This is a genomic window from Arthrobacter sp. 05N428_2, from assembly GCF_056397065.1.
Genome location: NZ_JBFTMR010000010.1, coordinates 152,133 through 160,293 on the forward strand (window position 1 = coordinate 152,133; position 8,161 = coordinate 160,293).

Genomic DNA, 8,161 nt, shown 5'->3' on the forward strand with positions numbered 1-8,161 from the left:
TGCTTACTATATCCGGGTGCGGACTCCCTGTGGGGCTGTGCCGTTCCGTATTCGCAAACTCACGATAGGACGCTCACCATGGCAGGAAATCTTGTTGCCCGATCCATTCACGACTTGACCGCGGGCGCGTGGTTCGGCGGTTCGCTGATGGGCGCGATCGGGCTGAACGGTGCGACGGCGGAGGCCAAAGATCCCGCCGAGCGGACCCGGCTCTCCAGCCTCGGCTGGAAGAAGTGGGCCCCGTACCAAACGGCGGCCTTCGGCGCGCACCTTCTCTCCGGCCTGGCCATCATCTGGGAGAACAAGGACCGGATGGCCAAGCAGGACGGCGTGACCCGGCTGAGCATCTACAAGTCCGTTGTCACCCTGGCCGGCGCGGCCGTGACACTTTATGCGGGCCTGCAGGGCGCAAAGGTGGACAAGCTCGCCGACGAGGGCGCTGCCGGAGCCACCGAGCCCAGGCACGGTGCCTCGCAGGAGCTCCAGTCCGCCCAGCAGCAGTTGAAAATCCTGCAGTGGACCATCCCGATGTTCGCCGGTTGGGTGATCGTCCTGGGCGCCAAGCACGGCGAAATGCAGCGGCCCAAGAACGTCTTCAAGGGTCTCGCTCGTTAGACCCGCCCGATCCATTCCGCACAGGAGTTCAGGTTGCGGTGGACGCTTTCGACCGCGGCGTCCGCGTCGCGGGCAGCGATGGCGTCCACCAGCCCGCCGTGGCCTGGGTGTGGAAGGCCATCGAAGCCGCCCCGGCGCTGCTGGCGGAGCAGGTCGCTGTGAAACACTCCGCCGAAGCTGACGTACAGCTCGTGCAGGAGCGGGTTGCCTGAGGCCTGCGCGACCATGACATGGAAGTTCCAGTCAGCCTGCGCCCAGCCGGCGAAGTCCCCTGCCAGCCACGTGCGGCGGCGGACTTCGAGCAGTTCCCGCAGCGCCGCGACGTCGTCGTCCGAGGCGTGGCGGGCCGCGAGCCGGGCGGCCTGGGTGTCCAGCCCCACGCGCACCTCCAAAATGTGCATCTGGGAGTGGTCACGGTACATGCGCTGCGCGGCGCCAGAGATTTCGCTGGTGGCGCGGACGTAGGTGCCATCCCCGCGGCGGACCTCCAGCATGCCGCTGTGCGCCAGGGCCTTGATGGCCTCCCGCAAGGTGCCACGGGAGACGCCCAGTGCCGCCATTAGTTCCGGTTCGGCGGGAATGCGCTGTTGCAGCTGCCACTCGCCCGAGTGGATGGAGTCGCGGAGTTTGGCGGTGATCTCCTCCACCAGGGGAGGCCGGGGTGAAGGGGTCAACGTCATCGCTGCACCCCTCCCAGCGGCGGCCCCACGGGCCGGCCGCCGGCGGCCCGCGGCTTGGTTATCCGGACCGTCAGCAGGTGCCCCACGACAACCTGGCCCGCCGCCACGGCCAGCAGCAGGACCAGCGGCAGGGTCCAGCTGCCTGTGGCGCCGTGCAGCAGACCCATGCCGAACGGTCCGATGGTCGCCAGCAGGTACCCCGCCGACTGGGCGACGGTGGACAGGGCGGTGGTCTCAGCGGTGTTCCGGCCGGCCCGGCTGATCATCACCATGATCAGCGGGAAGATGCCCAGTCCGACGCCGAGGAGGACCGCGGTCAAGGGTGCCATCCCGGCCGGCAGCAGCAGCATGCCGCCGACGCCCAGCAAAGTGGCCGCGGAGGCCAGGTAAAAAGCAGGGCGCAACATCCGGGGGCGGGCTCCGATCGCGATGAGCGTCATTCCGGCCGGGACCGAAACGAGCTGCATCAGCCCGAACATCAGCCCGCTTTGGGAGGCACTGACCCCCTCCGTGGCCAGCATGTACGGAAACCAGCTCAGCACGGAGTAGGCGAGGAGGGCCTGCAGGGTGAAGCCGGCGGTGATCATGATCCCCGTGCGGGTCCGCAGCAGCGGCCATGGTGAGACATGCGTGGCCTTCCGCGCGGGCGCGTGACGGTGCGCGTGCAGCGCTATCGGCAAAAAGCCCAGGCAAGCGGTGAGAGCCAGAATGCCGATCGCCCCCAGTCCGGCGGAGGGCGAACCGAGCTGCTGTGCCATCGGAACGATCAAGACGGAAATGACGGTGGCTCCGCTGGTCATGGTCATCGTGTAAAGGCCCGTCATGAGGGAGGTCCGGTCGGCGAAATACTCGCGGATGAAGGACGGCATGGCGACGTTGCACACGGCCAGCCCGGACATCCCGACCACAGTGCCCGCCACCAGCATCCCGGTCGAGGGCACGCCGCGGAGCAGCAGGCCGCCGGCGAGCATGACAAGGGAGAGCAGGATCGCCTTTTCCACGCCGAGGCGTCTGGTCAGCCAGGACGTGGCGGCCCCGGCAACGGCGAAGCAGAGCGTGGGAATCGATGGAACGATGGCAGCGACAAACGGCCCGTACCCAAGAACCTGCTGCAGGTCGTGGAACAGCGCGGAGGCCCCGCTGATGCCGGCGCGCAGGTTGAGGCCGATCAGCACGATCGCCACGACGCCCGCCACGATTACGCCGCGCGGGCGGCCGGTGCCGGGTGGGGCTGTCTGGGGAAGGGCGGGAAGCGCCGTGCTGCTGGCCATCTCCAAAGGTTAGACGTTTGATGTTTGGAACCCAAACTGCGGTGGCGAAGATCTCCGAAAGAGACAACGCCCGGCACGCAGCGCGCGGACAGTCGGTGTGCTGTGTCAGCGGGGGTGGCGGGCGCCGAGCCGCTGCACGGCCAGCGCCAGCCACAGCTGCACCCGGTCCGCGGTTTGCGCCGCGTCGTATCCGGTCAGTTCGGTGATCTGCGCCAGCCGGTAGCGGACGGTATTCCGGTGCAGCGTGAGCTCCTCGGCGACGGCAGCGACCGAGCCGTTGTTGCCCAGGTAGCTCTCCAGTGTGGCCATCAGGCCGGCGCCATGCGCGGCGTCGAACTGGCGCAACGGGTTCAGTGACTCGTTTGCCATGTCCGCCAGCGGAACGTCCTCGCTGGCGAGCAGCAGCGAGGTCAGGCTCAGCCGTTCCGGCTCGTTGACCGGCAGACCGTGGCTCGCCGCATCGCGGGCCTCGAAGTAGCTCCAGCGCAGTCCATTCGGCTTTGTGTACGCCCCGCCGATGCCGATCGTGGCGTGGATTCCGGCCTCGGCGAGGTGGTCGCTGAGGCCCCGGGCCAGGGCGGCGGCGCCGCTGCCGTCGTCGTGCACCACCGCCACCAGGTCCCGGCCGACGACGGCGGTCACCGCCGTCCTCAGCGGCTGCGGCAGCGAGGAACTCGCCAACTGGGCGGCGTGGGCGGCCGATTCCGCCAGCAGGACCACGTTTTTGCGGGTGCTGTTGACGCCGATGCCGGCGAGCCGCCGGGTGGCCTCGGTGGGCTCCAGGGTGCCATGGATGACGTCCTCGAGGACCTGCCCGGCCAGTGCCCGCTGTGACTGCCGCTGCTTGACCATGTTGTTGAGCTCGACGCTGATCAGGTTCTGCGCGTAGCCGACTATCCCCGAGTCTTCGAACGGGTGCCGGATCCACAGCGTGCAGGCATCGCGGCGGCCGGTCGGGACCGGGTACGAGGCCCAGCCGTCCGCCGTGGGGGAGGGGCTGCCGGTGGCGCTGTTGTAGAGCTGCGCAGTGAACTGCGTAAGCACTATGTCGGTGCGCAGCATGGAGCCCAAGTGCTTGAGCAGTTCGGCCAGGCCCCCGCCGGTCAACAGAGCCCGGGCCAGGACCTGGTGCCCGGCGATCAGGCGCTCCAGCTTGGCGTAGTGGTCCGCGGACTGGGCATCGGCCACGAGCTTGCCGATCGCGATGAACGGGGTTTCGTAAGGCACCGACACCACCGGAAGGCCCCAGCGGTTGGCCTCGGCGACCAACGCCGGGGGCACCGCATCGTGCGTGAGACCGACGCCGAAACCGATGCCCACGGCTCCGGCGCGCTGGACCTGGCGGACAAATCGGCGCTGATCGGGGGCCGTCTTGAGCCGCATACCGGTTGTCAGGACCAGTTCCCCGCCATTGAGGAAGCGCTGCGGGTCCTCCTGCTCGGTGACCGCAACCCAGCGGATATCCGAGTGCCAGGTGGTCTCCGCGACGCCGGTTTTTGTCAGCCGCAGGGACGGGACCCCAAGCAGGGCCGCGAGGGAAATTGCCATGGAATCAGGATAACCGGGTGCTGGTCAACCGCACTAAACTTCCGTGTTTACGGTGTGCAGCTGCCTATTCCCAGTCGTGCAGGGCTGGCATAGGCTCGGAGCAGCCGCAGATCCCCCATCCCTGCCATCGCCAGGCCAGCTCGAAAGAGGTTGTACACCGTGGTTCAAACCTTGCAGAACTTCATCAACGGGGAGTTCGTCACCCCCGCCGGCACCGCATTGCTGGACATCATCAACCCCGCCACCGGCGACGTCGTGGCGAAGTCGCCAATCTCGGTCCAGGCCGACGTCGACGCCGCCATGACGGCCGCCAAGGACGCTTTCGCCGACTGGAAGCACGTGACTCCCGGCCAGCGCCAGCTGATGCTGCTCAAGCTCGCGGACGCCGTCGAGGCCAACAGCGACGAACTGGTCGAGGCCCAGCACCGGAACACCGGCCAGGTCCGGTCCCTGATCGCCTCCGAGGAAGTCGCCGCGGGAGCGGACCAGCTGCGCTTCTTCGCCGGTGCCGCCCGCATCATGGAGGGCAAGTCCGCCGGGGAATACTTCGAGGGCCACACCTCCTACGTCCGGCGGGAACCGATCGGCGTCGTCGCGCAGGTTGCACCCTGGAACTACCCGTTCCTGATGGCGATCTGGAAGATCGGGCCCGCCCTCGCCGCAGGCAACACCGTCGTGCTCAAGCCCTCGGACACCACCCCGGAATCCACCCTCGTCCTGGCCCGCCTCGCCGGAGCGATCTTCCCGGCCGGCGTCCTCAACGTCGTCCTCGGCACCGGCGAGACCGGCGCCCTTATGGTGGAGCACAAGGTCCCCGGCCTGGTCTCCATCACCGGCTCCGTGCGGGCAGGCATCGCCGTCGCCTCCGGGGCCGCAAAGGGACTCAAACGCGCCCACCTGGAACTCGGCGGGAAGGCCCCCGCGATCGTTTTCAAGGACGCCGACATCAAAAAGAGCGCCGCTGCCATCGCCGAATTCGCCTTCTTCAACGCCGGCCAGGACTGCACCGCGATCACCCGCGTGCTGGTCCAGGACGAGGTCCACGACGACGTCGTTGCCGCCATGGTGGAGCACACCAAGACCCTGCACACGGGCTCGCAGAACGACGAAGACAATTACTTCGGCCCGCTGAACAACGTCAACCACTTCAATGCAGTCACCTCCGTCGTCGAGCACCTGCCGGCGAACTGCAGGATCGAGACCGGCGGCCACCGCGCGGGGGAAAAGGGATTCTTCTTCGAGCCCACCATTGTCACCGGCGCCAAGCAGACCGATGACATCGTGCAGAAGGAAACCTTCGGCCCCGTCATCACGGTGCAGAAGTTCAGCACCGAGGCCGAGGCCATCGAACTGGCCAACGACGTCGACTACGCCCTCGCCTCCAGCGTCTGGACCACTGACCACGGCACGGCCATGCGGGTCAGCCGCGACCTCGATTTCGGTGCGGTCTGGATCAACACCCACATCCTGCTGACCGCCGAGATGCCGCACGGAGGCTTCAAACAGTCCGGCTACGGCAAGGATCTCTCGATGTACGGCGTCGAGGATTACACCCGCATCAAGCACGTCATGTCCGCACTCGACGCATAACGCAGGCTCTGTCCCCCTCCACACCTAGAAAGGCCCTTCCATGACCACCACAGCAAACGACATCATCTTCCGGCTGGAGCAGAAGCGCCGCGTCCAGGCCGACTTCCCGGGCCCCAAGTCTCTTGCACTGACCGAGCGCCGCAAGGCCGTCGTCGCGTCCGGTGTCGCCTCCAGCGTCCCGGTCTACGTCGCCGACGCCGACGGCGGCATCATCCAGGACGTCGACGGGAACTCCTTCATCGACCTCGGCGCCGGCATCGCCGTCACCAGCGTGGGTGCCTCGGACCCCGCCGTCGTCGGTGCTGTGAAGGAAGCCGTGGAGCACTTCACCCACACCTGCTTCATGGTCACGCCCTACGAAGGCTATGTGGCCGTCGCCGAGCAGCTGAACCGCCTCACCCCGGGCGACCACGAGAAGCGCACCGTGTTGTTCAACTCCGGCGCCGAAGCCGTCGAAAACGCCGTCAAGGTGGCGCGCCTGGCCACCGGCCGGGACGCCGTCGTCGCCTTCGACCACGCCTACCACGGCCGCACCAACCTCACCATGGCCCTGACCGCCAAGGCGATGCCGTACAAGACCAACTTTGGTCCGTTCGCGCCCGAGGTCTACCGGATGCCGATGAGCTACCCGTTCCGCGAGGAAAACCCGGCGATCACCGGCGCCGAGGCCGCCCAGCGCGCCATCACCATGATCGAAAAGCAGATCGGCGGTGAGCAGGTTGCCGCGATCATCATCGAACCCATCCAGGGCGAGGGCGGCTTCATTGTCCCGGCCGAGGGCTTCCTGCCGGCGCTCGCGGCGTGGGCGAAGGAGAAGGGCATCGTCTTCATCGCCGACGAGGTCCAGTCCGGCTTCTGCCGCACCGGCGAATGGTTCGCCGTGAACCACGAGGGCGTCATCCCGGACATCATCACCATGGCCAAGGGAATCGCCGGCGGCATGCCGCTCTCCGCAATCACCGGCCGCGCCGAACTGCTCGACGCCGTGCACCCCGGCGGCCTCGGCGGCACCTACGGCGGCAACCCGGTGGCCTGCGCCGCGGCACTGGCCGCGATCGGATCGATGGAACAGTACGACCTCAACGCCCGGGCCCGCCATATCGAGGAACTCGCCCTCGGCACGCTGCGCGAACTCGCCAGCGCACAGCCCGTGATCGGTGACGTCCGCGGCCGCGGCGCCATGCTCGCCGTCGAACTGGTCCAGGCCGGTTCCAAGGAACCGAACCCGGAGCTGACCAAGGCAGTCGCCGCGGCCTGCCTCAAGGAGGGCGTCATCATCCTCACCTGCGGCACGTACGGCAACGTAATCCGGCTGCTCCCGCCGCTGGTCATCACCGACGAGCTGCTGCTGGACGGACTCGAGGTGCTGGCCGCGGCTATCCGCGCCAACGCCTAAACGGCGCTATTCCGGGGGTCGCTGGGCTAGAGTCGTTCCTACCACTGCAGGAACGCAGGCCGGCCGACGTCGCCCGGGCCCCCGGAGCCAAGCTGGATTCTGCCCAGACCCAATGAGGGGTTCATCGATGCGATACGTAGTTGGCTACACACCCGACGACCGCGGCGCTGATGCCGTCGCCCTGGCTTCGGCCCTGGCCCGCGCCCAGGGGGCCCACCTGGACCTGGTCCACGTGGTGGACCGGAAGACCCCATACGTCGCGCTCAACCCGCAGGGAAACCGCGTCAGCGTGGCGGAGCAGTCCGTGCTGACCGCGGAACGGCAGGGCCTTGCCCTGGTTCCCGAGGGCCTCGTAGCCAGGTTCCACGTGCGCCAGGGGGACTCCTTCGCCGGGGGCCTGATCGACGCGGCGAAGGAATACCGCGCCGGCCTGATCGTGGTGGGCGCGGCACGCAACGGGCTGTTCAAGCGCTACAGCGTCGGCAGCGTGGCCAACGCGCTCCTGCACGCCTCCCCGGTGCCGGTGGCCCTGGCGCCCCGCGGCTACCGGCGGACCGAACCGGTCAGCGGGCTGACCCTCGCCGTCGGGCAGCGCACCGGAGCGGAAGCAGCAATCGACGTCGCGATCGGAGCCGCCGAACGCCGCGGCGTGCCGCTGCGGCTGGTGTCGCTGGTCGAATTGGACGCCGAGGGCGCCAGCGGCGAAAACATCAATGCCGCGCACATCCACGCAAACACGGTGCTCAAGGCCGCGGCCGGCCGCCTGCCCGAAGGACACCACGTCAGCGTCGAGGTGGCACACGGCCGGACCATCGAGGAGGCCATCGATGACCTCGAGTGGAACGACGGGGAAGTCATGATCGTCGGCTCGTCGCGGCTGGCGGAAAAGAACAAGCTCTTCCTCGGGAGTACGGCCAACAAGGTGCTCCGCGCCCTGCCGGTTCCCATGGTGGTGGTGCCGCGGGACTACGTGCGCATCGACAGCGACCCGGAGGACTGAGCGCGGGGCGCCGCCGCGGGCCGCGCGCCGCGGGGCGCCGCCGCGGGCCGCGCGACCGAGC

At 68.2% G+C, this 8,161-nt stretch carries 7 protein-coding genes; 4 read left to right on the plus strand and 3 right to left on the minus strand.

All coding sequences use genetic code 11. From position 1 onward, the window contains the following. The first annotated feature begins 78 nt into the window (after positions 1-78). A complete protein-coding gene (locus tag AC1DGI_RS12940; protein ID WP_476899130.1) occupies positions 79-615 on the plus strand; it encodes a hypothetical protein in 537 nt (178 codons plus the stop codon). On the opposite strand, the gene AC1DGI_RS12945 is transcribed toward AC1DGI_RS12940, so the two are convergent. The 3 genes from AC1DGI_RS12945 to AC1DGI_RS12955 all read right to left on the minus strand — a co-directional run bounded on the left by AC1DGI_RS12945 (position 612) and on the right by AC1DGI_RS12955 (position 4,114). Then, a complete protein-coding gene (locus tag AC1DGI_RS12945; RefSeq protein ID WP_441399883.1) occupies positions 612-1,295 on the minus strand; it encodes a FadR/GntR family transcriptional regulator in 684 nt (227 codons plus the stop codon). The genes AC1DGI_RS12940 and AC1DGI_RS12945 overlap by 4 nt on opposite strands. Then, positions 1,292-2,566, minus strand: coding sequence for an MFS transporter (locus AC1DGI_RS12950; RefSeq protein WP_441399884.1), 1,275 nt, complete (start codon positions 2,564-2,566; stop codon positions 1,292-1,294). The genes AC1DGI_RS12945 and AC1DGI_RS12950 overlap by 4 nt, the downstream gene beginning before the upstream one ends. A 105-nt stretch (positions 2,567-2,671) precedes the next feature. Next, a complete protein-coding gene (locus AC1DGI_RS12955; RefSeq protein ID WP_476899131.1) occupies positions 2,672-4,114 on the minus strand; it encodes a PucR family transcriptional regulator in 1,443 nt (480 codons plus the stop codon). A gap of 159 nt (positions 4,115-4,273) precedes the next feature. On the opposite strand from AC1DGI_RS12955, the gene AC1DGI_RS12960 reads away from it, so the two are divergent. The 3 genes from AC1DGI_RS12960 (at position 4,274) to AC1DGI_RS12970 (ending at position 8,100) form a co-directional block, all read left to right on the plus strand. Then, positions 4,274-5,704 (plus strand): gamma-aminobutyraldehyde dehydrogenase, encoded by a 1,431-nt coding sequence (locus tag AC1DGI_RS12960; RefSeq protein WP_441399886.1) that lies wholly within the window; start codon positions 4,274-4,276, stop codon positions 5,702-5,704. A 40-nt stretch (positions 5,705-5,744) separates the two neighbouring features. Continuing rightward, positions 5,745-7,100, plus strand: a complete 1,356-nt coding sequence (gabT, locus tag AC1DGI_RS12965) for a 4-aminobutyrate--2-oxoglutarate transaminase (protein ID WP_441399887.1) — start codon at positions 5,745-5,747, stop codon at positions 7,098-7,100. A 127-nt stretch (positions 7,101-7,227) separates the two neighbouring features. Beyond that, positions 7,228-8,100, plus strand: coding sequence for a universal stress protein (locus tag AC1DGI_RS12970; protein ID WP_476899132.1), 873 nt, complete (start codon positions 7,228-7,230; stop codon positions 8,098-8,100). Positions 8,101-8,161: the final 61 nt, after the last annotated feature.

Coding starts and splice junctions, on each gene's coding strand:
- AC1DGI_RS12940 (WP_476899130.1), top strand. CDS start 79: ATGGCAGGAAATCTTGTTGCCCGATCCATTCACGACTTGACCGCGGGC.
- AC1DGI_RS12945 (WP_441399883.1), bottom strand. CDS start 1,295: ATGACGTTGACCCCTTCACCCCGGCCTCCCCTGGTGGAGGAGATCACC.
- AC1DGI_RS12950 (WP_441399884.1), bottom strand. CDS start 2,566: ATGGCCAGCAGCACGGCGCTTCCCGCCCTTCCCCAGACAGCCCCACCC.
- AC1DGI_RS12955 (WP_476899131.1), bottom strand. CDS start 4,114: ATGGCAATTTCCCTCGCGGCCCTGCTTGGGGTCCCGTCCCTGCGGCTG.
- gabT (WP_441399887.1), top strand. CDS start 5,745: ATGACCACCACAGCAAACGACATCATCTTCCGGCTGGAGCAGAAGCGC.
- AC1DGI_RS12970 (WP_476899132.1), top strand. CDS start 7,228: ATGCGATACGTAGTTGGCTACACACCCGACGACCGCGGCGCTGATGCC.